Here is a 23,305-nt window from a genome sequence, read left to right as displayed (position 1 = left end):
TGGCGCAAATTCCCAATCCCCCAATCCGGGGACTGGCACCGACCGGCCAGCAAAACGCAGGGCGCCGCTTAAGACGACACCCCGACCACTCCCCAAATCCGGGGAGCAAAGGACGGGGTGGCGTTTCACCACCCCCTTGGGCCGGCTCAGAGTTGAGCACACCCCCGGATTGATCCCCCGCATCCGGGGAACCAAAGGGAGTCGCTTAAGACGACACCCTTGACCTGCCCCCTGGTTTCCAAGGGACAGCCCCCAAAAGGGGGTGAGTTCGGATCACATCCTTGCGACGGCCCGAACCTCGCCCGCGTCGATCCGCTAGGGCTGGTGCGGACGTGCTGGCACCCTATGCGACCCCTGCCGGCCCTCTCCCTGAAAAAATGTGCTGCCTGCCTTTCGGTCTAAAACTGATTAGTAATCAGTGCGAATTGCCAGTTTTTGCCAATTATATCAATGCTATACGAGATTTTTCTTGTTGACGGTCCGCTATGTGTCCGCATTCTGGGCTTATCCGCACCCTGAAATCGCACCATCAACCGCCCTGGAGCCTATCACCATGCCCGTCCTGCCCATCAAGCCCCGCAAGGTCGACCATCCGGCCGCCGCCGTCGCGCCGTCGCCCCTGTCGCCCGCCCGCCAGGCGCTGGCCGACCACCACGCCGTCATGGCCGTCCACGAAACCAGCCTCGACAACGCCATGCGGCGCAGCGAGCGGCTGTACGACCTGATGGCCGAGGTAGAACCCGCCAAGGCCCGTGTCGACGCCCTGCGGCGTGCCCACGCCGACGCCGTGGCGGCCTGGGCGATCGAAGGCACTGGCCCGCGCCCCAGCGCCGACACGCCGGAGATGGCCGCCGCCGAAGCCCTGCTGCGCACGGCCCAGGCGAACGCCGACAGCGCCAAGGCCGCCGCCGTCGCGGTGGATGGCGATGTCACCGCCCTGACGGCCCTGGGCGCCCAGCACAACGCCACGCTGAGCCAGTTGGTGGGCGATGTGCTGATGGAATGCGCCGCAGTGCATGGGGGCAAGTACGCGGAGGCTGTCACGCTGGCCGCCAGCTGCGCCCAGACGCTGGAGGCGATCAACGGCACCCTGAAGCGCCTGGGCTACCGCACGATGGCGCTGGAGCCTGACCAGATGAACCCCGGCCGCATGCATCAGGTGCCGAAGACCGGAATCGACGCCCCATGGCCTGCCAGCCGTGTCCGCGCCGGCCACGTTGACGGCCCGCTGTTCAACCTGCCGGCCCTGACCGCCCTGGACGTGGGCGAGATCGGCACCCGGGCCGGGAGTGATGCCGCCGCCGCAGCGTGGTCCGACCTGGCCCAGCGCCTGGCCACCAACCCCAACGCCACCCTGTGAGGCCCGCCATGTACGAAGTTGACCCCCGCCATAACCCCGCCGCCGCCCTGGAGGCCATCACCAAGGCATGCCGCGTCGGCACCAACTACCCAACCGCAACGGCGCTGGGGAAGGGCCAGGGTGTGCCTGTGGGCGCCACTGGCCCCGAGAGGCTGGCGAAGGGCCAGACCGCATCCAGCGACAGCCAGACCAGCGGGAATGACCTCTCCGAGATGACCCGGGAGCGCGACGACGCTTTGGCCAAGTGCCGGGAACTGACCGCCGCCCTACGCCGTGCGACGGCCTGCATTCGCAAGCTGGAGGCCAAACGGTGAGCAACACGACCCCCGTCCACCAAGTGCGCCTGATGCCGCCGGCACCGCTGGCCAGCTTCCCAGGCCGTGGCGGCACCCGGATCAGCGCCGCCGGCGCGCCCTACGTCGACATGGACAACAGCGACGCCGGCACGGCCGAGGCCAACGGGTGGGTGCGGATCGGCCGTGTGGGCCCCACCGCCAACCGCCCGGTCGCCTTCCTTTACGCCGGGACCGTCATGGACGCCCCGCATCCCGGCGACCGCTACATCGATACCGACCTGGGTATCACCGTGTACTGGCACCCCGCCCTCAAGGCTTGGGTGGACGTCACCGGCACCCCCGTCTGACCCCATCGCCCCGGCGGGTGGTCGCCGGGACCGGACCAGTCGCAGGTGTCCGTCAAGAACAGCGACAACCGGCGGGGCCCTCGCTCCTCAAGCCCGCAGCCCGTGAACATCAGGAAAGACCGTGATGACGAAGACGAAGCGCACCAGGGCCGGGAATTCGACCATCGACCGCCATCCCCAGCGGACGGAGATCGAGGCGGCCCTGGTGCGCGGCGTCCCGTACACCACCATCGCCGCGCGCTACGATGTGTCCAAGGACGCGGTATGCCGCCACAACAAGAAGCTCCCGCCGGAGCGCAAGGCCGCCGTGCTGGCGGAGAAGCTGAAGCCGGGCGCCGACCTGGAGGCCATCAAGCGGGAGGAGTCCGAGGGTATCCTGCTCCGCCTGCGGGATCAGCGCCTGAAGCTGCTGACGGCCCAAGATGTGGCCATCACTTCCACGCAGTTGGGCAACGTCGCGGCCCTGTCAGCGCAGATCCACCGCAACGAACAGCTCGTCGCCGAATACCTGGGCCTGCTGCACAAGCATTCCAGCGCCACCATCACCGCCATCAGCCTGGTGATGACCCCCGAATACGCTCGGCTGCGGGCCGCCCTCACGCGGGCCTTGCGGCCCTTCCCCGAGGCGGCGGCGGCCGTCGCGGCGGCGATCCGCGATATCGAGAACGCCGCGCCTCCCATGATCGAGGGGAGCGCTTCCCATGCCGCGTGACCCCTATACTGACCTGTCCTGGGATTTCAGCCGCGCCCTCGATCCGGTGGTGCTGTCGCGCGACTGTGGCTTTGAGCCCGACCCCTGGCAGGCCGACATGCTGCGGTGCGACGCCAAGGACATCCTGTTGCTGAGCACCCGGCAGGGCGGGAAGTCGACCAGCACATCCATCAAGGCCCTGCACGTCGCCCTCTACCCTCCGCGGATCACCGTGCCGGCAACAGTCCTGCTGATCAGTCCGTCACAGCGCCAGTCTGGTGAGCTGTTCGACAAGGTCTATGGCTGCTGGCGGAAGATCGACCCGGCATACCAGTCCGAGACCGACAACCAGACGGAGGTGATGCTGCGCAACGGAAGCCGAATCGTCTCGCTGCCCGGTGTGGCGAAGACGATCCGGGGCTATAGCGCCGCCGACCTGGTGGTCTACGACGAGGCCAGCGAGATCGACGACGACGTGTTCGTGGCCGCCGGTCCTGCCCTGGCGAACACCAACGGCACCCAGATCGCCCTGTCCACCCCGAAGGGCCGGCGGGGCAAGTTCTTTCACTGGTGGCAGAGGGGTGGTGACCGATGGGCGCGCTTCCGGGTCACGGCCGACGAGTGCCCCCGCATCACCCCGGAATTCCTCGAACGCATGCGGACCGACATGTCGCCCCAGGCGTTCCGGCAGGAGTTCTACTGCGAGTTCTACGACGCGGAGTCCGCCGCCTTCTCTGGCGAAACGGTCGACCGGGCCATGAGGAGGGACTTCGATGTCTTCCTCTGAACCAACATCCAGCCGCTACGTCGTGGGCGTCGACCTGGGGCGCCAGAACGACCCCACCGCCATCGTCGCCGTTCGCCGCGACGAATTCCCGTCCGTCACCATCGACGGCCGGCTTGTGGAGGTTCCCGCGCTGTTCCGTGTCGGCTTCTCAGAGCGCGTCCCGCTGGGCACGCCCTATCCCGCCGTGGTGCAGCGCGTCGCCAACCTGCTGAAGACCACGCCGTTCATCGGTGCCGACCTGGTGATCGACCAGACGGGCGTGGGCGTCGCCGTCGCAGACATGTTCCGCAGCGCCGGCATGCACTTCACCGGTGTGGTGATCCACGGCGGTGACGCGGTGAACAGCGACGGCATGACCTGGCGCGTTCCCAAGATGGTGCTGATCTCCCGCCTGCAGGCCCTGATGGCGGAGGATCGACTGCACGTTCACGCCGACCTGCCCGACGTCGCCGCGCTCCGGGAGGAGCTGCTGGACTACGAGACGGAACAGCTTCCGTCCGGCCGCGTGACCTTCAATGCCCCGCCCGGGCGCCACGACGACCTGGTGATGGCGCTGGCCATCGCCGTCTGGAAGGCCCACGGCGCCACCAACGTGCCCCCCATGATTGCGTTCATGCACGAAGAAATCATAGCCGCCGGGCTCAGCCCTGACGCGCTCATTCGGAGAATCTGACCATGGCTGATCAAAGCTGGACCGTACTCACGACCTTGACGGTGGACGACAAGTTGACGGCTGCTCTCCAGCGGGCCGCCGCTGCCGCTCAGCAGGCACAGGCAGCCATTGCGGGCATGATGAATGGGGTGAGCGGCCTTGGAACCGCCGAGAACCAGACGGCCACATCCACCAGCAATTTGGCTGAGCGTATGCGCGAGCTTGAGCAGGCGGTCCTGCTTCAGACGACGGCGTCCCAGAACAACAGCGCCGCGTTGCGCACGCTCGCCGATGGGCTGGGCCAGCACCAGACCGCGACGGAAGGCGCCCGCCGCGCGACGCAGGAAGCGGTGAAGACGATGGAGGGGCTGAGCCTCGCCACCGTAGGCGCTAAGCGCGAGCTGCTGGTGCTGGTTCACGAAATGATGAGCGGCAACTTCTCCCGCATGCCTGGCTCAATGCTGGTGCTGACCGAAAGAATGGGCGGCTTGTCGGGGGCGACCACCGGGGCCGCCGTGGGTATGGCTGCGCTGGGCATCGGCGCTTACGAGCTGATCGACCACGTGGCGGAACTGGACCGCCAGGTCAAGGGCCTGTCCGGCGACATGGCCGCCCTGGGGCACGGCGCCCAGAATACGCCGGCGCAGATCGGGAAGTGGATCGACGAGATCAGGGAAAAGTACAAGCTGACCGCTGAAGAGGCCGGCGCCCTCGGGCGGGCGTTCCTGGGGCTGACCGCGTCAGCGGAAGATAAGGGCATGTTGGAACGATACACCGTCACGCTCGCGCACATGTCGCCGGCGCTGGGTGGGGTGGAGAAATTTTCCAACCAGGTGGCGGCAGCCTGGCTGGGCGGCGCCGATGCGGTCGAGAAGCTGGGGCTTCGACTCCAGGGACTTTCGGTGAGCGACCTGGAGGCGCTGGGCGTGGCGCGGCAGCAGCATGATGTGACCGCCGCCCGCAACGTCCTGCTCAAGGTGATGGCCGAACGCGCTGAGGCCGCCGCCGCCGCCATCGACAAGGCCAACAGCGCGTTGGCGACTGACGCCAAGGCCAAGCGGCCCGGCAAGGATGACTGGGGCGTCACGGCCAGCGCCGACTACACGCGGGCCCAGGACCAGCTAAAGAGCGCCATGGCCACCGAGGGGCCGGACCAGAACGCCGTGGAGGCGTACCAGCGCGACCAATTCGGGCCGGCCACCCTGGCGCGTGAACTGCGGGAACAGGCCACGGCATGGCAGGGCGGCCGGGCTGAGCTGCTGGCAGCCGAAGTCAAGGCTTGGTCAGACATGGTGGCTACCGGCAAGCTGGGCGCCGAGGCGATGCAGGAGGCGCAGAGCCATCTGAACCAGGCCCAGGCCGCGCTGCGGAAACAGAACAGCAGTGACGCGGTCACCAATGCGCGCGACCAGCTGGTCAGCCAGGCTGCCGTAACGGACCAGGGGCACGCTGTCCGCCTGCAGGCCCAGATCAACGCGGATCGCGCGCTGCTGGCCAGCGACAAGCTGACGGTCGAGGACCGGAAGGCCGTACAGCGTGACCTGGATCAGGCGTTGGCGCAGGCCCGGCAACAAGACAGCGCCGACGCCATCACCGCCAGCCGCGATCAACTCGCCCGCCAGGCCGCCTTGGGCGCCCAGACGCGAACCCAGCAGTTGGAAGCCCAGATTGCGGCGGACACGGCGCTGCTGAACAGCGGCCGGCTGACGGCGGATGCCCGGCTCACCATCGAGCGGGAGTTGAACCAAGCCAAGGCGCAGCTACAGGGCGAAGCCCGGGCGCAGCAGCAGGCCATAGCGAAAGACGATGCCGCCACGTCGCTGGAGCTGAGCCGGATCAAGTTCCAGGCGGAGAAGGACCGGCTCGACGAGGAGGTTCGGCTGGGCAACATTACCGCGGCCCAGAAGTACGCCGCGTTGCGCGACCTGGCCCAGAAGGAGGCAGCGCTCAACGAGTTCATCCTGAACGGCGAGCGGGCCGGCCTGCAGGATCAGCCCAAGGAATTCGAGGCGGTCGGAAATCGCATTATCGCGCTGAAGGAGCAGTTGAACGCCGACTTGGCCAAGCTCTCCCGTGACCAGACGAAAGACGAGCTGGCGGAGTTCGACAAGCGCCTGGCCGGCTACCGGCGGGTGAATTCGGAGATTGGCAGCGTCGCCTCCAGCCTGGTGTCGAACATCCTCCGTCAGCAGCAATCCATGTCGCAGATCCTGCTGAGCCTGGGCGACCGGGTGCTGAGCCACACCATGGGCAGCCTCGCGGAAGAAGGGGCGAAGTGGGTTGAAAAGGAGGCGTTGAAGACCGCCGCCTCCCGCGCCGGTTCGGCCGTGCGGATGACAGCCGATGCCGCCGAGAACAGCACAATGCTGGGCAGGATTGCCGCGCAGGTCATATCCTGGGTAACGGGCGAGACGCAGAAGACCGGGGCCGCTGCCGCAGGCGCCGCGGCGCGGGCGACCATCGAGGAAGCGGACCAGGTGGCCCGGGCGGCGACCGGCTACGCCACGGCGCTGGGGGAGATCGCTCAATTGGCGCCAGTGGCCGCTGCCGCCACTTTCGCGTCAATCTCGGCAATCCCGGTTGTGGGCCCAGGGATGGCGCCGGCCGCTGCCGCAGAGGCTCAGGCCACAGTCATGGGCATGATGGCCGCTGTTCCCTTCTTCAGCGCCGCTGGCGGTTGGGGGCAGGTCCCAGCCGATGGCGTCGTGGGCGAGTTGCACAAGGACGAGATGGTCCTGCCGGCCAGCATCGCGACTCCGCTGCGGTCGGCCATTGCTGCGATCCCGACCTTCAGCCTACCGAAGGCGCAGCCTTTCCCGGCGTTCGGCCTGCCGGACTACAGCGGCATGCGTGCCCAGGCGATGGGCGCGGTCACCAACAACAACGTCCGGAATTCGACCAGCCACACGACCAACAACCACATCAGCGTCAGCGTCCAGACTGGCGAGAGCCCGTCGGAGTGGCTAAGGAACGGCGGAGTGGACGAGATCCACCGGCAGGTCGTGAACAAGATGCGGAACTTCGGCTTCAAGCTGAAGTGAGGCCCGACCGGCGAGGGGGTGTCGGTTTAAGCGACGCCCCAGGAACGCTCCGGGATCGGACATCCTCGCGAACGGTCTATGTTCAACATAGACCCTTGCCGGCAAGCGCGCCGCCGTTGCGCGCCTATCGGAATCCAGAGAGACCCGCGTCAACGCTGAGGCTAGGGCGATGGCGTGCTTCCGCCAGTCGTCCCGCCTGGGGTAGCCGCCTTCTTCGCCGCATCTTTGCTATCGGCAGCTGCCTTAAGTTTCCGAAGCCTCTCTTGTCGTTGATAACGAGCCACATATAAATCTTCAAACAGTGTTTCAATTAACTCAATAAGTAGTGTCGCCTCGCCTTCGTCAACGTCAATAATTAAATTCACATCCTTTTCCATATGTGCGCCAATGTTCCCTATTTTTCGCACATGATCTATAGCATCAACCGTTTCTTCCGTTATTCCCGTAATTTTATTGTCACGGACGCGACATCTCAGTTCTTCTATTTCGTCAATAAGTCGAGATTTTGATATTCCAAAGAAATCACGAATTATGCCTTGAATGCAGCGCCGCGCTAACGTCGCAGATGCCTTTGGGCTATTGCCAACTATAAGACAAGCCTCGTTATAATCGGACGTCAGCGCTGAAGGGATGTAAGAAGGCTGTGGTTTGGCAACGCCATTTGGCAAAAGTTGCCAGACAAATAGTGGTTTTGGCGTTATATCCCCCCCGTAATTTCTACGATTTAATGTTACAAACAGATAAAGTTTTCTGCAATTCTCGTTTGAGCAAATTATTGCAAGGCGTCCTATAGCAAAAAACTCATCACTTACGCTGCCAGCGTCAACGATTGAGTATCTGTCGTCATATCTATCATTTGTTACTGTTTGCGCGTGCCCACAATATGGGCATTTCCAATTCTGAATTGCCATGGATCTTCCCTAAATTTGAAACCACCCGGCATCGCTTATGTTGCGCCACCGCCAGTTGCAATCCTGCGTGCGGGTGGGCTGAATGTCATGCGCAGACCTTAAGCGGACAGCCTTCCCCTATTTCGCCGCAGCCCCCAAGCCGGTAGAGGTATTCGTCTGGGTTGACGATATGGACGTGAGAATGTCCGCTTTATCAAACCAGAAAGTATAGCTGCTGCCCTTCGCGTCGGCGCCACCAACGAAGGCCCCGACTACCGGAATGAAAGTCTCCGGCCGAGCGGCGGCCGTCGCATAGCTGTAGACCGCGAGATGACGGCCATCGGGCAAAGTGGATATTGCTGTAGGTTCACCAATGGCGGCCACCACTTCCGCGCGCGTAGTTTTTCCAGCTTGGAAGGCATCCACCTTTGCCTGGTCGACCTTGTGACCGCTTGAGGCGCAGGCCGTAAGGCAAGTCAGCGCCACCACGGAAATCATCCCAATACGCTTCATAGTTGCCCCCATCGCCAAAGTCCCGCGATGGTAACGACGGCGCCCAACTACTGCAACTATATGGATTCTGCTTCGGGTGGGCCCATGTGCCACCGGCCGCCCGACACGTAGGCCCTTCCCCGTTCTCCGCCAAGAGATGCTCGCCAGAGTTCTCGACGCAGTCCGGACCGCTCACTTACTTTCGCCACCGACCAAATGAAAAAGACCAATTAAGGCAATGCCCGTCCCGATAACCCATTGCCAATGCTTCACCCAGAAGCTTGCAACAAGACGGCGAGCGCGACGGAGAGGGCCGGCTTGTTCGACGCCCACGAAGATCACCGGCGAGTCTGGGTCGTTCTCTATGTAGGACACCCCATACATTCGACGCCACCAGGCCTTAAGCGCCTTCATTGTTACCCCCCCTTCTTCAGCCGCACGCCCGGCCCTTCGCCGTTCTCCGCGATGAAGATCACGCCAGCAGCTTCTAGGGTGGCGCGGATGATACCGAGGGTGGCCGGCTTCAACTCCTCGCCTCGCTCGAACCTGGAAATGGTCTGCGTCGAAACGTTGGCCGCTTCAGCCAATTCGCGAACCCCCAGGCCGAGCGCAACACGCGCCATCCGACATTGAACCGGGACCATATTCACAACCTCGTTGTGATTTCCATTGACTGGAAATGTTAACAGTGTTGTGATGACGGGGCAATAGATACGGCCGGGCGGCATGGTACGAACACGCCGCCCGGCCTCACCATCACCACCCTGGATAGGAGGGCAGCAATGGCTGTTTCCCAGAATACCCGAACTTTGCCCGGCGCGCGCCAGATCCTCGCACGCATGCCGCGGTCGACCATTCATGCCGCCATCGACGCGCTGATGGACGAACTGGACCGGCGGGACGCGCCTACAGAAGACCTGGAGATCGAGACGCGAGAGGAAGACGATCCGGCAGAATCGCTGGGCGACATCTCCGGCGGCTGCGCCCTCTCGTTCGGGAGCGTCAAGGCATGACCGAATTGATCATACCTACCGCGACCGCTTCCGTGACGCCCCGCTTCATGCCGGTGGAGGGTGACAGCATGGAGCCTACCCTGCGCCCTGGCGACCTCGTGGCCGTCGTGCCGGTCAACTCATGGTGTGGCCCCGGCCTCTATGCCCTGGAGGTGCTGCCAGGCGCCCTGGAGCTGTTCCGGTGCCAGTCTGACTATCGAGGAGGCATTGTCCTGAGCCGGGATAACCCGCGCTATAGCACTCGCACCGTCGACCAGGAGTGGTTCCTGGGCGCTCTTGCGGCCAAGGTGGCGGGCACCTTGAACCTGCTGGATCGCCAGCTACTGGAGTCCAGGGCGCCGTGACACGGCGGCACACCGGATGTAGGGTGGCCGCTGGCGGTGGCGGCGCGCTGTAAGATATGCCGGGTAGCCTTCGGGTCCGTGGGGCGTGCCTATCTCCCCAGCCGCCACCGCCGCCTTTCCCCCGAGCGACACGACAGATGCGGACACAGCCCTGTTTCAAGATGGTCCGATTTTCGGACACTGTGCGGACACCAGTTTTGCCCCACTTTCGTGGGCAAAACTGCGTCGCCGCAAGTTACTGATTTTATTGGGAAATTTGGTGCCCCCGGTCGGACTCGAACCAACACGACCTTGCGGCCAACAGATTTTGAGTCTGCCGCGTCTACCATTTCGCCACGGAGGCACCGGGCGCATTCAGCGTGCGGGGGATCATAGCGATAGAAAGCCGGGGGTCAAGCGTCACATGGCGGCATCGCGTCACGTCATTGACACGCGCGCGTCGCCGGGCGCGGTTGCGGGCGTGCGGCACTCCTGTTAGACGGGGGTGCCTGGCCCGCCAACCTGTCTCGGGGGGGCCCGCTGTCGGAGATGACCGTTGCTGCAACGCCTTTATGACTGGACCATCCGCCTTGCCGGCCACCGTCACGCCGTATGGGCGCTGGCGGGTGTTTCCTTCATCGAAAGCTCGGTCTTTCCCATCCCGCCCGATCTGCTGCTGATCCCACTGATCCTGGCGGACCGGCGCCGGGCGTTTTTCCTGGCCACCGTCTGCACCGTGGCCTCGGTCATCGGCGGCTTCCTGGGATACGCCATCGGCTATTATTTCTGGGACACCATCGGCCACCGCGTCATCGAGGCCTACGGCCTGATGGACAAGTACATGGAGTTCAAGACGGGCTTCGACGAGAAGGGCGCCTGGATCATCATCCTGAAGGGGATGACGCCCATCCCCTACAAGCTGGTCACCATCGCCAGCGGCGCGTTCCAGTTCGATCTGGCGACCTTCGCCGGCGCTTCGCTGATCTCGCGCGCCATCCGCTTCTTCCTGGTGGCCGCCCTGCTCTGGAAATTCGGCGAGCCCATCCGCACATTCGTGGAAAAGCGGCTGACGCTGGTCACCACCGTGGCCTTGGCTCTGGTCATCAGCGGCTTTGTCCTGGTGAAGTACCTGCACCTGCACTGACCCCAATCCCACCCCTCGGGAGCCTACCGCAACCATGACCGCCGACACCCCCGGCCGCCGCGCCAACCGGTCCCCGCTGGCCCACCCCCGCCTGCCCCAGGCGGCGCTGGTCCTGGCCTCCGTGGGTGCGCTGGGCACGGCGCTGCTGTCGCAATATGTGGGTGGGCTGCACCCCTGCGAGTTCTGCCTGTGGCAACGCTGGGCCTATGTCGCCGCCATCGTGGCCCTGCTGCCGGGCTTGGCCAATCCGCGCTTCCGCACCGCCTCGCTGGTGCTGGGCGGCGTGGCCTTCCTGGCCGGCGCCGCCATCGCCGGCTTCCACGCCGGGGTGGAGCAGCATTGGTGGCAGGGCTTCACCACCTGCAGCAGCAGCCTGTCCAAGACCCTGACGCTGGAGCAGCTGCGCGAGCAACTGATGGCGGCCCCGCTGGTGCGCTGTGACGAGGCGCAGTGGACCTGGCACGGCATCTCCATGGCCGCGTTCAACTTCCCCGTCTCGCTGGCGCTGGGTCTGGTGGCGTGGACCGCCGCCCGCGCCGGGCGCGCCTGAGGGCATCCCGATGACCGACACCGACCTCGATACCGCCCGCCCCGAAGCCAAGCCGGCCGAACGCCTGGCGCGCCGCCCCCTGCCGGGCGACCTGGGCACCGAGGCGCAGATCGCCCGCATCATCCGCGTCGACCAGGCGGGCGAGTACGGGGCGGCCCGCATCTATGCCGGCCAGTTGTCGGTGCTGGGCAAGTCGCCGGTGGGCGCCACCATCCGCCATATGGAGGAACAGGAACAGGTCCACCTGGATACCTTCAACACGCTGATGGTGGAGCGCCGGGTGCGCCCCACGGCCTTGCAACCCTTGTGGAAGGTGGCGGGCTACGCCCTGGGTGCCGCCACCGCCCTGATGGGCGAGCGCGCCGCCATGGCCTGCACCGTCGCGGTGGAAGAGGCCATCGATGAGCACTACGCCCAGCAGGCGGAGCGCCTGGGTCTCGGCGAGGCGGACCTGAAGGCCACCATCGAGACGTTTCGCGCGGAAGAACTGGAGCACCGCGACATCGGCATCGCCCACGAGGCCGAACTGACCACGGGCTATCCCGTGCTGTACACCCTGATCAAGAGCGGCACCCGCGCCGTCATCTGGGTGGCCGAGCGGATCTGACCCTCTCAACCCTCCGCCCAACGCCGGAGCTTTTCGGGGAGCCGAAGGCGGACTGGAAAGCGAGGACAAGCCAAAGGCCCGGATGGGCCTGCCGGCGTCTGAGGAACTTAAAAAGGATCCAGCTCGGTATCCCAGTAGAGGAAGTCGCGCCAGCTTTCGTGCAGGAAGTTGGGCGGGAAGGCGCGCCCGTTTTCCTGAAGCTGGAATACCGTGGGCTGGAAGGGGGGGCTCAGGGGGATCATGCCGCATTTGTGCGGCAGCTTGTTGCCCTTGGCCAGGTTGCAGGCGGAGCAGGAGGTGACGACGTTGTCCCAGGTGGTGCGTCCGCCGCGGGAGCGTGGGATGACGTGGTCGAAGGTCAGTTCCTGGGTGGGGAAAGGCTCACCGCAATACTGACAACAGAAGTGATCGCGCAGGAAGACATTGAACCGGGTGAAGGCCGGCCTTCGCGTCGCCGGTATGTATTCCTTCAAACTGATGACGCTGGGTATTCGGATTTCCGCCGTGGGCGACCGGACAACACGGTCATAGACGGAAATGATGTTCACCCTGTCCAGGAAGACCGCCTTGATGGTGTCTTGCCAGGACCAGAGAGACAAAGGGAAGTAACTGAGCGGCCGAAAATCGGCGTTCAGCACCAAGGCCGGACAACTGTCTAGTGGTGGAGACAATACCACCCCCGCACCGTTCCCGAGGACGGCCGCGGGCCGCACCCCCGGCCAGAAAAGCACAGCCTTCTTAGCCGATTCCAGTCCCCCTCGGCAATGCTCGCCGCAGGGGAGCCTCGCGATTTCACGATAACGTCACAGCATCCCCCACAAGATGTGGGGGTACCCCAGCGGCCCACCCCCTGTTATAGGCGCGGAAACGCCCTCTTTTCCGGGCGACTCGGGGTGGGCTGGGCCCCGGGGGTGGGCGCCAAAGGTGGGCAAGGGGTCGGGCGGGGTGGTAATCAAGGGGCATGGACCATCCCGTCACCCGCTTCGCCCCCAGCCCGACCGGCCTGCCCCATTTGGGCCATGCCTATTCCGCCCTGTTCGGCTGGCATGCCGCCCAGGCATCCGGCGGAACCTTCTTGCTGCGCTTCGAGGACATCGACCCCAACCGCTGCCGGCCAGAGTTCGAGGCCGCCTTCACCCGCGATCTGCGCTGGCTGGGTCTGCGCTGGCCGGAGCCGGTGCGGCGCCAGTCGGCGCACATGGCCGATTACCGCGCCGCCCTGGACGGGCTGGCGGACCGGGGCGTGCTCTACCCCTGCTTCTGCTCCCGCAAGGACATCCAGGAAGAGATCGCGCGGGCCGGGGCCGCCCCCCATGGACCGGAAGGGCCCCTCTATCCCGGCACCTGCCGCCAGATGGATCCGGGCCGCCGTCAGGACTTGCTGGCGGCCGGCACGCCCCACGCCCTGCGGCTGGATGTCGCGGCCGGAACCCGCCAGGTGGGACCGCTAACCTGGATCGACCGCGAGGCCGGCCCCCAGATGGCGCGGCCCGGCATCCTGGGCGACGTGGTGCTGGCCCGCCGGGACGTGGCCACCAGCTATCACCTGGCGGTGACGGTGGACGACAATGCGCAGGGCGTCACCCTGGTGACGCGCGGCCGGGATTTGATGGAGGCGACACATGTGCATCGCCTGTTGCAGGCCCTGCTGGACCTGGACGTGCCCCTGTGGCACCACCATCGCCTGCTGATGAATGAGCGGGGCGAGCGCTTGGCCAAGCGCGACGGCGCGTCCAGCCTGGCGGCCCTGCGTGATGGCGGTGCCACACCGGCTGAAATCTGCCATCGCATGGGCATGGCGCCACCTTGACCGCCACCTTGAACAGGGGCCGGGCGCGCTCATTTAGCCATGCGGGCACGGTTCGCCTTTTAGCGAATTTTTCGCCCCCCAGATCGAAAGCTCCATGGTAATAACGCCACATGCCTGATGCTGATACCCTTGCCCAGTACCGCGACCTCGTCAAAGACACGACGATAGACAGCAACACCCTGCTGTCGACGGACTACTTCAATCACTTCAACGAAGTGATTATGCTGTTGTCCATGTTGGGGGACATGCCGGAGATGCTGGACGACATCCGCGCCTGGCAGCCCAAGACCTACAAGCAGCATTTCGAGGGCAGTGGCCTGGGCTTCGCCTCCTTGGCGATCGACGCCTACGACCATGTGCCGCCTGAGTTCCGTGAGCCCTTCGACCGGGTGGTGGCGGAGCTGGAGGCGACCATCGCCGAAGCGGTGGTGGCGCTGGAGGCGGAATCGGAGTCGCCCGAGATGTTGGGCTTCCTGGCGTCCGACTACTGGCAGCGCCTGCAAAAGCTGGTGGACCGGGGCAGCGCCATCGTCCACGGCGCCACCGAGCAGGCCACCCTGGACCAGGACGCCATCGACGCGCTGTTCTGAGCCGGAGGTTTCCGGGGAACTCAGTCCGCCGACCGCAAGCCCCTCACCAGCTCCATGTAATCGGGTTCATCGTCCGGAGTCAGCCGGCCGTGGCGAATCAGGAAGTCGATGATCACCAGATTGACGTTGAACTTCCAATCGTCGGTGGTGCGCACGCTGTCGGCCACCCGGTGCAACGGCCATAGCTCAAAACCCTCGACCTCGCCGTCCGTGTTGCGCGGGATGACATCGCGGCTAAGCGCCAGGTCGTAACAGAACAGCGTATCGCGACGCAGGCCGGCCACGGTGTCGAAGACATAGGTGATGGCGCCCACCGGCTGGGCACGGCGGGCCAAGGCGGGATCCAGCCCCGCCTCCTCCCGCGCTTCCTTCACCAGGTTTTCCGTCAGAGTCAGCCCGGCCGGCTGGCCGCCGGCCACCATGTTGTCCAGCTTGCCCGGCGCCACGCCCCGGTCGCGGGCCCGCCGGCCCACCCACATCTCGATGCCGCCCTCCGGCCCCGGCACGTAGCCGTTGACATGCAAGCCGAAGCCGCGCACGCCGAAGCCCGGCACCGCCGCCCGGTCCAGCCGCAGCAACTCCGGCTGGCCCCATTGCGTCACCACGGGGAAATCCTCCCCCCTCAGCGGCGGCACCAAGCCCTCATCCGCCAGGGCCGACACCACCTCCGCCACGGCGCGGGTACGGGCCTCGCGCTCCGTCGGCAACAAATCCAGCAGGGGGGCCCCGCCCTCGCGGCCCAGGCGGAAGGCGTCACTAAGCCCCGCCACCCGGTCGGCGAAGGCGGGGCGGACATACCCGACCGGCCGGCCATTGACGGCGAAGGGCCAGAAGGCCGCCGCGTCGTGGGAGTTGCACGCCTGGATGTGTCGGAGATGGGCCATGGCCTTGGTTTAACGCGCCCCGCCCCTGGACGCAATGGCGGGCAAGAACGCGACGATCCGTGCTCGACCAAATCATTTGCCTCGTATCAAAGGGGTAGCCTGGCGCTTGCGGCACATCCTCTTCACGGATCGTTTACTAAACCAGGGGGAGATTTACCCCGACGGCTCACGCGCCAAGCCGCGCGCCCTGGACTCGAGGAAAACATGACCGGTATTGATGACGATATGATGCGCCAGTTCCAGCAGCGCCTGGCTTTCCTGGACATCGACCCGGCCACCCGCGACGCGCTGCGCAGCCTGCGCCCCCATGTGGAACGGGAACTGCCCGCCATCCTGGATCGCTTCTACGCCAACCTTCAGAAGCATCCCGAGGTGTTCCAGCTTTTCGGGGGCGCCCACCATCTGCCCCATGTGAAGGAGATGCAGATGCGCCACTGGGCGGCCATCGTCACCGGCACCTTCGACAGCACCTACCTGGACAGCGTCATCCGCGTCGGCCGCGCCCATAACCGACTGGGTCTGGAACCGCGCTGGTATATCGGCGGCTATGCCTTCATCACCGGCGAACTGCTGGCCATGGTGACGCGGATGGCCCCCCGCGGCCTTTTCGGTTGGCTGAAGCCCCGAGTGGACATCGCCGGCCTGCAGCGTGCCCTGCTGCGCGCCGTCATGCTGGACATGGACCTGGCCATCTCCGTCTATATCGAGGAGGGCCGTAAGGACCGTCGGCGGGTACTGGACGCCCTGGCGCAAGGGTTCAACGACACGCTGGCCGGCGTCATCGACGGCATCGGCAGCGCCGTGGGTGGTGTGCGGGAGGACGCGATCATCCTGACCCGGGCGGCGGACCGGTCACTGGCCGACAGCACCCGGGCCGACACCGCCGCCGGCAGCGCCGCCGGCAACGTCCAGTCGGTGGCCAGCGCCACGGAGGAACTGTCGGCCTCCATCAGCGAGATCAGCGCCCAGGTGGCGCAGTCCAGCAAGATTTCCGCCCAGGCGCTTGACAAGACCCGGCGCACCGACGACGCCGTGCGCGGCCTGGTGGCGGCCACGGGCCGTATCGGCGACGTGCTGGGCCTGATCAACGCCATCGCCAGCCAGACCAACCTGTTGGCGCTGAACGCCACCATCGAGGCGGCGCGGGCGGGCGAGGCCGGCAAAGGCTTCGCCGTCGTGGCCGGCGAGGTCAAGGCCCTGGCCACCCAGACGGCCAAGGCCACGGAGGAGATTTCCACCCAGGTCGCCGCCATCCGCCAGGTGTCGGAGGAGGCGGTGTCCGCCATCAGCCAGATCAGCGGCGTCATCGCCGGCATGGATGAGATCGCGACCTCCATCGCCAGCGCGGTGGAGGAACAGAGCGCCGCCACCCGCGAAATCGCGCGCAGCATCGCCCAAGCGGCCAGCGGCACGATCAGCGTCTCGGAAAACATCCGTCATGTCACCGAAGCCGCGCGGGAAACGGGGGCGGCGGCCGACCGCCTCAACCGTTCCTCCAACGATCTGGGATTGCAGACCCAGCGTCTGCGGGACGGGGCGCAGACCTTCACCACCCGCATGCGGGAAAGCGCCTGACGGCGGCGCGGCAGCCCTCCCAAGCCGATGGGCAAGCGGGCTGCCGCACGCTATAGTGCGGCCCCATGGGCACCTTTCTCTTCTTTTGCCTGGGCGCCACCGTGCTGGCCGTGCTGGGCGTCCTGATCCTGGGCCTGTTCACCATGGCGCGGGGCGGGGACAACGCCGGCACGACGGGCAACCGCCTGATGTGGTGGCGCATCCGGCTGCAGATCCTGGCCGTGGTGTTGTTCATCTTGACGGCGCTGGCCCTGGGGCATCACGCATGACAGGCGGGATCGCATGGTCACGCTGACCCGCATCTACACCCGGGGCGGCGACAAGGGGCAGACCTCGCTGGGCGACGGCAGCCGCGTGCCCAAAAGCGACCTCAGGGTTGACGCTTACGGCACGGTGGACGAAGCCAACGCCGCCATCGGCCTGGCGCGGCTGCACACCGCCGGAACCGCGGCGGACGCTTACTTGTCCCGCATCCAAAACGACCTGTTCGACCTGGGCGCCGACCTGTGCACCCCGGAACAGGAGAACCCCCAATATCCGCCGTTGCGCATCATCGACGCGCAAGTGACCCGGCTGGAACAGGAGATCGACGCGTTGAACGCCGAATTGGCGCCGCTGTCGTCCTTCATCCTGCCCGGCGGCACCCCGGCCGCCGCCTTCCTGCATCAGGCCCGCACCGTCACCCGGCGGGCGGAGCGGCTGGTGGCGGCGTTGGCGGAACGTGAGCCGGTGACGCCCGCGGCGTTCAAGTACCTGAACCGACTTTCAGATTTCCTGTTCGTGCTGGGGCGCCACGTCAACGACCGCGGGGCCGGCGACGTCCTGTGGGTTCCGGGTGCCAACCGCTAAGTCCGCGAAACATAAGGGCGCGCCGGCATAACGCCTTGGCCTAGCCCCATATTGCAGTGCAACAGGGCGACGTTGACAGCCTTGTGGGACAATCCTATTTTTGCCGACCACGTCCGAATGGCTCGATCCACCGGACGCGGAAGAATAACCAGAACCCGCCAGATCGAGGGTGGAGCGTCACACCGGGCGGGCGCCCTTCCCAAGAAGTGCCGAAGGATGGCTTGAGAATGAAGATACTGGTCGCGGTCAAGCGGGTCGTTGACTACAACGTGAAGGTCCGGGTCAAGGCGGACGGCACGGGTGTGGAGACGGCCAACGTCAAGATGTCGATGAACCCGTTCGACGAGATCGCGGTTGAGGAGGCTGTGCGCCTGAAAGAGGCGGGCAAGGCGACCGAGATCGTGGTGGTGAGCGTGGGGCCGACTCAGGCGCAAGAGACGCTGCGCACGGCGCTGGCCATGGGTGCCGATCGCGCCATCCTGGTACAGAATGACGCGGAGACGCAGTCGCTGGGTGTCGCCAAGGCGCTGAAGGCGCTGGCGGAGAAGGAACAGCCGGGCCTGGTCATCCTGGGCAAGCAGGCGATCGACGACGACGCCAACCAGACCGGCCAGATGCTGGCGGCCCTCTTGGGCTGGGCCCAGGGCACCTTCGCCAGCAAGGTGGTGCCGGCCGAGGGCACGGTCGCCGTGACGCGCGAGATCGACGGCGGCCTGGAGACGGTGGAGTTGAAGCTGCCGGCGGTGGTGACCACCGACCTGCGCCTGAACGAGCCGCGCTACGCCTCGCTGCCCAACATCATGAAGGCGAAGAAGAAGCCGCTGGAGGTGGTGGACGCCGCCGGCCTGGGTGTGGACCTGACGCCGCGGCTGAAGACGCTGAAGGTGGTGGAACCGGCCAAGCGCGCCGGCGGCATCAAGGTGGGCTCCGTCGAGGAGCTGGTGGCCAAGCTGAAGACCGAAGCGCGGGTGATCTGACCATGACGACCATACTTGTTATCGCGGAACCCCACTTTGGTTCCGCTGGCGAGGGCGTGAAGGCGCCGACGCTGACCACCCTGGGTGCCGCCGCCAAGCTGGGCGGCGCCGTGCACGTGCTGGTGCTGGGGCAGGGCGTGGCCGGTGTCGCCGACGCCACGGCCAAGATCGCCGGCGTCGCCAAGGTGCTGGTGGCCGACGCGGCCGAGCTCGCCCACGGCCTGGCGGAGAACGTGGCCCCGCTGGTGGTGGGCCTGGTCAAGTCCGGCGGCTACAGCCACGTGCTGGCCCCCTCCACCACCTTCGGCAAGAACGTGGCGCCGCGCGTGGCCGCCTTGCTGGACGTGGCGCAGATCAGCGACATCACCGGTGTGGAAAGCCCCGACACCTTCACCCGGCCCATCTACGCCGGCAACGCCATCGCCACCGTGCAGTCGCTGGACCCGGTGAAGGTGGCGACGGTGCGCGGCACGGCGTTCGAGGCCGTCGCGGCCACGGGTGGTAGCGCCAGCGTCGAGGCTGTGTCCGGCGCGGCGGATGCCGGCCTGTCCACCTTCGTGGGCAATGAGGTGTCGAAGTCCGAACGGCCGGAGCTGACGTCGGCGCGGGTCATCGTCTCGGGCGGTCGCGGCATGCAGTCGGGCGACAACTTCCACCTGCTGGAGGCCCTGGCCGACAAGCTGGGTGCGGCGGTGGGGGCATCCCGCGCCGCCGTGGACGCCGGTTTCGTGCCCAACGATTATCAGGTCGGGCAGACGGGCAAGATCGTGGCGCCGGAACTGTACATCGCCGTCGGCATCTCGGGCGCCATCCAGCATCTGGCCGGCATGAAGGACAGCAAGGTCATCGTCGCCATCAACAAGGACGAGGAGGCGCCGATCTTCCAGGTCGCCGACTATGGCCTGGTGGCCGACCTGTTCAAGGCCGTGCCGGAACTGACCACTGAACTGGGCAAGGCGGGCTGACAAGCCCGTTCAACACCCTAATTGACATCATGTAAGGGGCCCTCCGGCGTGCGGGGGGCCCCTGCCAGGGTGGCCTTGCAAGGACAGACACCATGATACGTACGATCGGCATCATCGGTTCCGGGCAGATGGGAACGGGCATCGCCCATGTGACATCCCTGTCCGGCCACACGGTCCGGCTGATGGACACCAGCCCGGAGTCGCTCTCGCGGGCGATGCAGACGGCCGAGAAGGCCCTGGAGCGCTGGGTTTCCAAGGGCAAGATTTCCGAGCAGGAGAAGGACGAGGCCCTGGCCCGCATCTCCACCAGCACGGACATGGCCACGCTGAGCGACTGCGACCTGGTGATCGAGGCCGCGACCGAGAACGAGGAGATCAAGCGCGGCATCTTCAAGGCGCTGGTGCCGCACCTGAAGGCCGAAGCCCTGGTGGCCACCAACACCTCCTCCATCTCCATCACCCGGCTGGCGGCCTGCACCGATCGGCCGCACAAGTTCATCGGCATGCACTTCATGAACCCGGTGCCGGTGATGCAGTTGGTGGAGATCATCCGCGGCATCGCCACGGATGAGGAAACCTATCAGGCCATTCGCGAGCTGACCTTCAAGCTGGGCAAGACCCCCGCCGTGTCGGAGGACTTCCCGGCCTTCATCGTCAACCGCGTGCTGCAACCCATGATCAACGAGGCGGTCTACACCCTGTATGAGGGCGTGGGCTCGGTCGAGGCCATCGACACCGCCATGAAGCTGGGCGCCAACCACCCCATGGGGCCGCTGGAACTGGCGGACTTCATCGGCCTGGACACCTGCCTGTCGGTCATGCAGGTGCTGTACGAGGGTCTGGCCGACAGCAAGTACCGGCCCTGCCCCCTGCTGGTGAAATATGTCGAGGCCGGTTGGCTGGGCCGCAAGGTCGGCCGCGGCTTCTACGACTATTCCGGCGACGTGCCGCGGCCGACGCGGTAACCGCCTCACCCGATGACCAGGGCCCGGCGCCGGATCACCCCAGGCGCCGGGCTTTTTTCATTTCTTGTAATGCTTGATCAAGGCCTGCGCGTCCGGCGACGCCCAGTCGGCATCGCCTTCCAGGCGGCCGATCTCATGGCCCTCGGCATCGATCAGCAGGGTGGTGGGCAGGCCGCGCGGCTTCAGGATGGACATGACGGTGCTCTTCGGATCCAGCCAGGTCGCCAAATGGGTGATGTCGTGGGACTGGACGAAGGGTGTGACCACACGGGCGCCGCCCCGGTCCAGCGACAGCGCCACGACCTCGAAGCTCTTGTCACCCAGGGCGCCTTGCAGCTTGTCCAGCGACGGCAGTTCCTGGACGCACGGCGCGCACCAGGTGGCCCACAGGTTCAGCAACACCATATGGCCCTTGAGGTCAGACAGGTGGATGCCGCTGCCGTCGGGCCGGGTCAGCGCCAGGTCGGGCACGGCGGGATGACCCGGGGTTTCGGTGAAGGGGGTGATGCCGCCCTTCAGCACCGGGGCGGCGCCGGCCGCCACGTTATCGGCGGCGCATGCCGCACCAGCGCAGAAAACGACCGACGCGACCACGCCAATCCTTGCGAGAAACCGCAAAATCGCCATTCTTGCCATCACCCTCGTTCCACCGGGCCCGTTTCGGCCCCGCTACAATTGGTCCCCGATCCCCGATGACGTCAACCGCCGTCCCCCCCGAAAACGCCATGCCTGAGCAGAATGCCGCAGTCAACGAACTGTGGGGCGGCCGTTTCAGCCGTGGCCCGTCGGAGATCATGGAGCGCATCAACGTGTCCATCGGCTTCGACAAGAAGCTGTGGGCGGAGGACATCGCCGGGTCCAAAGCGCATGCCGCCATGCTGGCCGCCCAGGGCATCATCGGCCAGGCCGACGCCGACGCCATCCTGAAGGGCCTGGACCAGGTGGCCGAGGAGATCCGCGACGGGCGCTTCGTCTTCAAGACCGAGCATGAGGACATCCACATGAACGTGGAGTCCCGCCTGAAGGAGCTGATCGGCGAACCAGCCGGCCGCCTGCACACCGCCCGCTCGCGCAACGACCAGGTGGCGACGGACTTCAAGCTGTGGGTGCGCGGCGCCCTGACCCGCCTGGACGGCGACATGAAGGCGCTGCAGGCGGCCCTGATCGAGCAAGCCGAGCGCAACGTCGACACCATCATGCCAGGCTTCACCCACCTGCAGACGGCCCAGCCGGTGACCTTCGGCCACCATCTGCTGGCCTATGTGGAGATGCTGGGCCGCGACCGCGCCCGGGTGCGCGACGCCATCGCCCGGCTGAACGAATGCCCGCTGGGCAGCGCCGCCCTGGCCGGCACGCCCTACCCCATCGACCGCGCGGCGACCGCCGCCGCCCTGGGCTTCGACCGGCCCACGGCCAATTCGCTGGACGCCGTGTCCGACCGCGACTTCGCCCTGGACTACCTGGCCACGGCCAGCATCTGCGCCATGCACCTGTCGCGCCTGGCGGAGGAGATCGTGCTGTGGTGCACGACCCAGTTCCGCTTCATCCGCCTGTCCGACGCCTTCACCAGCGGCAGTTCCATCATGCCGCAGAAGAAGAACCCGGACGCGGCCGAGCTGGTGCGCGCCAAGTGCGGCCGCGTCATCGGCGCGCTGTCCGGCCTGCTGGTGGTGATGAAGGGCCTGCCCCTGGCCTATTCCAAGGACATGCAGGAAGACAAGGAGCCGGTGTTCGAGGCCGACGACACGCTGGCGCTTTGTTTGGCCGCCACCACCGGCATGATCGAGGACATGACGCCCGACCCGGCCGCCATGCGCCGCGCGGTGGAGGCGGGCTTCCCCACCGCCACCGACCTGGCCGATTGGCTGGTGCGGCGGCTTGGCCTGCCCTTCCGCGAGGCGCATCATGTCACCGGCCGCATCGTCCGCCTGGCCGAGGAACGGGCCTGCGGCCTGTCCGACGTGCCACTGGACGTCATGAAGGGCGTCGACGCCCGCATCACCGAGGAGGTCTATACCGTGCTCAGCCTGGAAGCGTCCGTCGCCAGCCGCACCAGCTTCGGCGGCACCGCGCCCGAGCGGGTGCGCGCCTCCGTCGCCGCGGCGCGGGAGCGGTTCCTGTGAGGGGCCGCCTGCCTGTGAAGGGCCGCCTGATCGTCATCGCCGGCATGGCCGCCGCCGCCCTGGCGCTTTCGGGCTGCGGCAAGATCGCCCGCACCCTGGACACGCCGGATGGCGAGGACCATCCCCTGCACGCCTACCCCAACCCGTCGCGCGACCCGCAGCCCAACGCCCGGGTGGCGCAGCCCAGTTCCGCCGACCAGCCGGGCGAGACGCCGGCCACCGTCCAGCCGGCCACGCCCTATGGCGTCATGCCGGACAGCCCGGTCATCGGCAACAACGGCCCCATGATGGGGGGCACCACCTCCACGCCCACCACCACATCCACCCCGCAATAGCGGGGTGGGCGCTTCCCCACAGCTCTCTGCGACGGTTCG

General features: G+C 66.3%; 29 protein-coding genes and 1 tRNA gene. 22 read left to right on the top strand and 8 right to left on the bottom strand.

The window, feature by feature from the left end:
• Nucleotides 1–553 precede the first annotated feature (553 nt).
• The 7 genes from FHS74_RS23275 to FHS74_RS23245 all read left to right on the top strand — a co-directional run bounded on the left by FHS74_RS23275 (nt 554) and on the right by FHS74_RS23245 (nt 7,174).
• Entirely contained in the window at nt 554–1,360 is an 807-nt protein-coding gene (locus tag FHS74_RS23275) for a hypothetical protein (RefSeq protein ID WP_184806005.1), read from the top strand.
• Nucleotides 1,361–1,368: 8 nt separating this feature from the next.
• Nucleotides 1,369–1,674 (top strand): hypothetical protein, encoded by a 306-nt coding sequence (locus FHS74_RS23270; RefSeq protein WP_184806003.1) that lies wholly within the window; start codon nt 1,369–1,371, stop codon nt 1,672–1,674.
• Entirely contained in the window at nt 1,671–2,003 is a 333-nt protein-coding gene (locus tag FHS74_RS23265) for a hypothetical protein (protein ID WP_184806000.1), read from the top strand. The genes FHS74_RS23270 and FHS74_RS23265 overlap by 4 nt, the downstream gene beginning before the upstream one ends.
• A 124-nt stretch (nt 2,004–2,127) precedes the next feature.
• Nucleotides 2,128–2,715, top strand: coding sequence for a hypothetical protein (locus FHS74_RS23260; protein ID WP_184805997.1), 588 nt, complete (start codon nt 2,128–2,130; stop codon nt 2,713–2,715).
• On the top strand, nt 2,705–3,481 hold the full coding sequence (locus tag FHS74_RS23255) for a terminase large subunit domain-containing protein (protein ID WP_184805993.1): 777 nt from the start codon (nt 2,705–2,707) through the stop codon (nt 3,479–3,481). The genes FHS74_RS23260 and FHS74_RS23255 overlap by 11 nt, the downstream gene beginning before the upstream one ends.
• Entirely contained in the window at nt 3,468–4,154 is a 687-nt protein-coding gene (locus FHS74_RS23250; RefSeq protein ID WP_184805990.1) for a hypothetical protein, read from the top strand. The genes FHS74_RS23255 and FHS74_RS23250 overlap by 14 nt, the downstream gene beginning before the upstream one ends.
• Nucleotides 4,155–4,156: 2 nt before the next feature.
• The gene (locus FHS74_RS23245) at nt 4,157–7,174 is read left to right on the top strand and encodes a coiled-coil domain-containing protein (RefSeq protein ID WP_184805986.1); all 3,018 of its coding nucleotides are present in this window, start codon (nt 4,157–4,159) and stop codon (nt 7,172–7,174) included.
• Nucleotides 7,175–7,335: 161 nt separating this feature from the next.
• Here FHS74_RS23245 and FHS74_RS23240 read toward each other — a convergent pair whose 3' ends face one another.
• The 4 genes from FHS74_RS23240 to FHS74_RS23225 form a co-directional block, all read right to left on the bottom strand.
• A complete protein-coding gene (locus tag FHS74_RS23240; RefSeq protein WP_184805983.1) occupies nt 7,336–8,085 on the bottom strand; it encodes a DUF4145 domain-containing protein in 750 nt (249 codons plus the stop codon).
• 117 nt (nt 8,086–8,202) lie between these two features.
• Nucleotides 8,203–8,577, bottom strand: coding sequence for an outer membrane protein assembly factor BamE domain-containing protein (locus FHS74_RS23235; RefSeq protein ID WP_184805980.1), 375 nt, complete (start codon nt 8,575–8,577; stop codon nt 8,203–8,205).
• A 171-nt stretch (nt 8,578–8,748) separates the two neighbouring features.
• Nucleotides 8,749–8,970, bottom strand: coding sequence for a hypothetical protein (locus FHS74_RS23230; RefSeq protein WP_184805977.1), 222 nt, complete (start codon nt 8,968–8,970; stop codon nt 8,749–8,751).
• Nucleotides 8,971–8,972: 2 nt separating this feature from the next.
• Nucleotides 8,973–9,179, bottom strand: a complete 207-nt coding sequence (locus tag FHS74_RS23225) for a helix-turn-helix domain-containing protein (RefSeq protein ID WP_211106500.1) — start codon at nt 9,177–9,179, stop codon at nt 8,973–8,975.
• Between the two features lie 159 nt (nt 9,180–9,338).
• On the opposite strand from FHS74_RS23225, the gene FHS74_RS23220 reads away from it, so the two are divergent.
• Nucleotides 9,339–9,569, top strand: coding sequence for a hypothetical protein (locus tag FHS74_RS23220; protein WP_184805975.1), 231 nt, complete (start codon nt 9,339–9,341; stop codon nt 9,567–9,569).
• A 5-nt stretch (nt 9,570–9,574) separates the two neighbouring features.
• Nucleotides 9,575–9,913, top strand: coding sequence for a S24 family peptidase (locus FHS74_RS23215; RefSeq protein ID WP_184805973.1), 339 nt, complete (start codon nt 9,575–9,577; stop codon nt 9,911–9,913).
• Nucleotides 9,914–10,170: 257 nt separating this feature from the next.
• Here FHS74_RS23215 and FHS74_RS23210 read toward each other — a convergent pair.
• A tRNA-Leu gene (locus FHS74_RS23210) sits at nt 10,171–10,256 on the bottom strand.
• A 192-nt stretch (nt 10,257–10,448) separates the two neighbouring features.
• Here FHS74_RS23210 and FHS74_RS23205 point away from each other — a divergent pair.
• The 3 genes from FHS74_RS23205 to FHS74_RS23195 are packed head-to-tail and all read left to right on the top strand — an operon-like array spanning nt 10,449 to nt 12,193.
• Complete coding sequence (locus FHS74_RS23205; protein ID WP_184805970.1) at nt 10,449–11,036, top strand: YqaA family protein; 588 nt, start codon at nt 10,449–10,451, stop codon at nt 11,034–11,036.
• Between the two features lie 34 nt (nt 11,037–11,070).
• Nucleotides 11,071–11,586 (top strand): disulfide bond formation protein B, encoded by a 516-nt coding sequence (locus tag FHS74_RS23200; RefSeq protein ID WP_184805968.1) that lies wholly within the window; start codon nt 11,071–11,073, stop codon nt 11,584–11,586.
• Between the two features lie 10 nt (nt 11,587–11,596).
• Nucleotides 11,597–12,193, top strand: a complete 597-nt coding sequence (locus tag FHS74_RS23195; protein ID WP_184805967.1) for a demethoxyubiquinone hydroxylase family protein — start codon at nt 11,597–11,599, stop codon at nt 12,191–12,193.
• 107 nt (nt 12,194–12,300) lie between these two features.
• Here FHS74_RS23195 and FHS74_RS23190 read toward each other — a convergent pair whose 3' ends face one another.
• Nucleotides 12,301–12,870 (bottom strand): HNH endonuclease, encoded by a 570-nt coding sequence (locus FHS74_RS23190; RefSeq protein WP_425491368.1) that lies wholly within the window; start codon nt 12,868–12,870, stop codon nt 12,301–12,303.
• 284 nt (nt 12,871–13,154) lie between these two features.
• Between FHS74_RS23190 and gluQRS the strand changes: the two genes are divergently transcribed.
• Complete coding sequence (gene gluQRS / locus FHS74_RS23185; protein ID WP_184805963.1) at nt 13,155–14,003, top strand: tRNA glutamyl-Q(34) synthetase GluQRS; 849 nt, start codon at nt 13,155–13,157, stop codon at nt 14,001–14,003.
• Between the two features lie 110 nt (nt 14,004–14,113).
• Nucleotides 14,114–14,593, top strand: a complete 480-nt coding sequence (locus FHS74_RS23180; protein ID WP_184805961.1) for a hypothetical protein — start codon at nt 14,114–14,116, stop codon at nt 14,591–14,593.
• A 20-nt stretch (nt 14,594–14,613) separates the two neighbouring features.
• Here the strand turns inward: FHS74_RS23180 and FHS74_RS23175 are convergent, their stop codons facing one another.
• Nucleotides 14,614–15,477: a DUF4743 domain-containing protein gene (locus FHS74_RS23175; protein ID WP_184805959.1), complete on the bottom strand. Its 864-nt coding sequence runs from the start codon at nt 15,475–15,477 to the stop codon at nt 14,614–14,616.
• Nucleotides 15,478–15,681: 204 nt separating this feature from the next.
• Here FHS74_RS23175 and FHS74_RS23170 point away from each other — a divergent pair, with 204 nt between their 5' ends.
• The 6 genes from FHS74_RS23170 (at nt 15,682) to FHS74_RS23145 (ending at nt 20,808) form a co-directional block, all read left to right on the top strand.
• A complete protein-coding gene (locus FHS74_RS23170; RefSeq protein ID WP_211106499.1) occupies nt 15,682–17,052 on the top strand; it encodes a globin-coupled sensor protein in 1,371 nt (456 codons plus the stop codon).
• Nucleotides 17,053–17,117: 65 nt separating this feature from the next.
• Nucleotides 17,118–17,321, top strand: a complete 204-nt coding sequence (locus FHS74_RS23165; RefSeq protein ID WP_184805958.1) for a twin transmembrane helix small protein — start codon at nt 17,118–17,120, stop codon at nt 17,319–17,321.
• Between the two features lie 13 nt (nt 17,322–17,334).
• On the top strand, nt 17,335–17,901 hold the full coding sequence (locus FHS74_RS23160) for a cob(I)yrinic acid a,c-diamide adenosyltransferase (protein ID WP_184805956.1): 567 nt from the start codon (nt 17,335–17,337) through the stop codon (nt 17,899–17,901).
• 227 nt (nt 17,902–18,128) lie between these two features.
• Nucleotides 18,129–18,878 (top strand): electron transfer flavoprotein subunit beta/FixA family protein, encoded by a 750-nt coding sequence (locus FHS74_RS23155; RefSeq protein WP_184805954.1) that lies wholly within the window; start codon nt 18,129–18,131, stop codon nt 18,876–18,878.
• A 2-nt stretch (nt 18,879–18,880) separates the two neighbouring features.
• A complete protein-coding gene (locus FHS74_RS23150; RefSeq protein WP_184805952.1) occupies nt 18,881–19,843 on the top strand; it encodes an electron transfer flavoprotein subunit alpha/FixB family protein in 963 nt (320 codons plus the stop codon).
• A 92-nt stretch (nt 19,844–19,935) separates the two neighbouring features.
• Complete coding sequence (locus FHS74_RS23145; protein WP_184805950.1) at nt 19,936–20,808, top strand: 3-hydroxybutyryl-CoA dehydrogenase; 873 nt, start codon at nt 19,936–19,938, stop codon at nt 20,806–20,808.
• A gap of 57 nt (nt 20,809–20,865) precedes the next feature.
• Here FHS74_RS23145 and FHS74_RS23140 read toward each other — a convergent pair whose 3' ends face one another.
• Nucleotides 20,866–21,402 (bottom strand): TlpA disulfide reductase family protein, encoded by a 537-nt coding sequence (locus tag FHS74_RS23140; protein ID WP_343067014.1) that lies wholly within the window; start codon nt 21,400–21,402, stop codon nt 20,866–20,868.
• A gap of 131 nt (nt 21,403–21,533) precedes the next feature.
• On the opposite strand from FHS74_RS23140, the gene argH reads away from it, so the two are divergent.
• Nucleotides 21,534–22,931 (top strand): argininosuccinate lyase, encoded by a 1,398-nt coding sequence (gene argH / locus FHS74_RS23135; RefSeq protein ID WP_211106498.1) that lies wholly within the window; start codon nt 21,534–21,536, stop codon nt 22,929–22,931.
• Nucleotides 22,928–23,266: a hypothetical protein gene (locus FHS74_RS23130; protein WP_184805943.1), complete on the top strand. Its 339-nt coding sequence runs from the start codon at nt 22,928–22,930 to the stop codon at nt 23,264–23,266. Before argH ends, FHS74_RS23130 begins: the two co-directional genes overlap by 4 nt.
• Nucleotides 23,267–23,305 lie beyond the last annotated feature (39 nt).

Source organism: Nitrospirillum iridis, assembly GCF_014205765.1.
In the GTDB taxonomy this organism is placed as follows: Bacteria; Pseudomonadota; Alphaproteobacteria; order Azospirillales; family Azospirillaceae; genus Nitrospirillum; species Nitrospirillum iridis.
The sequence above is the reverse complement of the archived record's forward strand: the minus strand, read 5'-3'. Positions and strand labels throughout refer to the sequence as shown.

What these genes read in the sequence shown, in the direction of transcription:
- FHS74_RS23275 (WP_184806005.1), top strand. Translation starts at nt 554, where the DNA reads ATGCCCGTCCTGCCCATCAAGCCCCGCAAGGTCGACCATCCGGCCGCC.
- FHS74_RS23270 (WP_184806003.1), top strand. Translation starts at nt 1,369, where the DNA reads ATGTACGAAGTTGACCCCCGCCATAACCCCGCCGCCGCCCTGGAGGCC.
- FHS74_RS23260 (WP_184805997.1), top strand. Translation starts at nt 2,128, where the DNA reads ATGACGAAGACGAAGCGCACCAGGGCCGGGAATTCGACCATCGACCGC.
- FHS74_RS23255 (WP_184805993.1), top strand. Translation starts at nt 2,705, where the DNA reads ATGCCGCGTGACCCCTATACTGACCTGTCCTGGGATTTCAGCCGCGCC.
- FHS74_RS23250 (WP_184805990.1), top strand. Translation starts at nt 3,468, where the DNA reads ATGTCTTCCTCTGAACCAACATCCAGCCGCTACGTCGTGGGCGTCGAC.
- FHS74_RS23245 (WP_184805986.1), top strand. Translation starts at nt 4,157, where the DNA reads ATGGCTGATCAAAGCTGGACCGTACTCACGACCTTGACGGTGGACGAC.
- FHS74_RS23240 (WP_184805983.1), bottom strand. Translation starts at nt 8,085, where the DNA reads ATGGCAATTCAGAATTGGAAATGCCCATATTGTGGGCACGCGCAAACA.
- FHS74_RS23235 (WP_184805980.1), bottom strand. Translation starts at nt 8,577, where the DNA reads ATGAAGCGTATTGGGATGATTTCCGTGGTGGCGCTGACTTGCCTTACG.
- FHS74_RS23230 (WP_184805977.1), bottom strand. Translation starts at nt 8,970, where the DNA reads ATGAAGGCGCTTAAGGCCTGGTGGCGTCGAATGTATGGGGTGTCCTAC.
- FHS74_RS23225 (WP_211106500.1), bottom strand. Translation starts at nt 9,179, where the DNA reads ATGGCGCGTGTTGCGCTCGGCCTGGGGGTTCGCGAATTGGCTGAAGCG.
- FHS74_RS23220 (WP_184805975.1), top strand. Translation starts at nt 9,339, where the DNA reads ATGGCTGTTTCCCAGAATACCCGAACTTTGCCCGGCGCGCGCCAGATC.
- FHS74_RS23200 (WP_184805968.1), top strand. Translation starts at nt 11,071, where the DNA reads ATGACCGCCGACACCCCCGGCCGCCGCGCCAACCGGTCCCCGCTGGCC.
- FHS74_RS23195 (WP_184805967.1), top strand. Translation starts at nt 11,597, where the DNA reads ATGACCGACACCGACCTCGATACCGCCCGCCCCGAAGCCAAGCCGGCC.
- gluQRS (WP_184805963.1), top strand. Translation starts at nt 13,155, where the DNA reads ATGGACCATCCCGTCACCCGCTTCGCCCCCAGCCCGACCGGCCTGCCC.
- FHS74_RS23180 (WP_184805961.1), top strand. Translation starts at nt 14,114, where the DNA reads ATGCCTGATGCTGATACCCTTGCCCAGTACCGCGACCTCGTCAAAGAC.
- FHS74_RS23175 (WP_184805959.1), bottom strand. Translation starts at nt 15,477, where the DNA reads ATGGCCCATCTCCGACACATCCAGGCGTGCAACTCCCACGACGCGGCG.
- FHS74_RS23170 (WP_211106499.1), top strand. Translation starts at nt 15,682, where the DNA reads ATGACCGGTATTGATGACGATATGATGCGCCAGTTCCAGCAGCGCCTG.
- FHS74_RS23165 (WP_184805958.1), top strand. Translation starts at nt 17,118, where the DNA reads ATGGGCACCTTTCTCTTCTTTTGCCTGGGCGCCACCGTGCTGGCCGTG.
- FHS74_RS23160 (WP_184805956.1), top strand. Translation starts at nt 17,335, where the DNA reads ATGGTCACGCTGACCCGCATCTACACCCGGGGCGGCGACAAGGGGCAG.
- FHS74_RS23155 (WP_184805954.1), top strand. Translation starts at nt 18,129, where the DNA reads ATGAAGATACTGGTCGCGGTCAAGCGGGTCGTTGACTACAACGTGAAG.
- FHS74_RS23150 (WP_184805952.1), top strand. Translation starts at nt 18,881, where the DNA reads ATGACGACCATACTTGTTATCGCGGAACCCCACTTTGGTTCCGCTGGC.
- FHS74_RS23145 (WP_184805950.1), top strand. Translation starts at nt 19,936, where the DNA reads ATGATACGTACGATCGGCATCATCGGTTCCGGGCAGATGGGAACGGGC.
- argH (WP_211106498.1), top strand. Translation starts at nt 21,534, where the DNA reads ATGCCTGAGCAGAATGCCGCAGTCAACGAACTGTGGGGCGGCCGTTTC.